General features: G+C 39.4%; 1 protein-coding gene. It reads right to left on the bottom strand.

Annotation, left to right across the window (positions count from 1 at the left end; translation table 11 throughout):
- Positions 1–158: 158 nt before the first annotated feature.
- A partial coding sequence (locus AC1DLB_RS32340; RefSeq protein ID WP_477786576.1) for a hypothetical protein occupies positions 159–383 on the bottom strand: 225 nt, incomplete at its 5' end.

The following is a 383-nucleotide window of genomic DNA, read 5'->3' as shown; positions in this document are numbered from 1 at the left end:
CTTCACAGTGCATCAGCTCTCTTTACCAGGAGCTTAAAAATACTGAGAGTTGCACTTACAATACAGGCAGTATTTTTTGACCTTTGCGAAAAAGAAAATTTGTTTATAAAAACGCGTTTTGAAAGCCGATTGATACCATATGCACCGACACACATCGATCAAGAAAAATCGTCACCAGCATCTTTAATTGAATATTTTAATATTGACGGAAGTGACGCCACTATTCTCCTATGAAACTCTTCATCATCACAATAAAAATACTGGGCCGCCACGTCTAACGCCAGATACCCTGCAATTTCTTTTAACTCTTGAACAGTGCTCGTAGTGGAAATATTGGCGAAGCATGAGTGCCTTAACATATATCCGTTAGCGCCATGCAGTGT

The organism is Pseudomonas sp. 05N434 (assembly GCF_056396965.1).
This window is presented reverse-complemented; position numbering and strand designations above follow the sequence as displayed.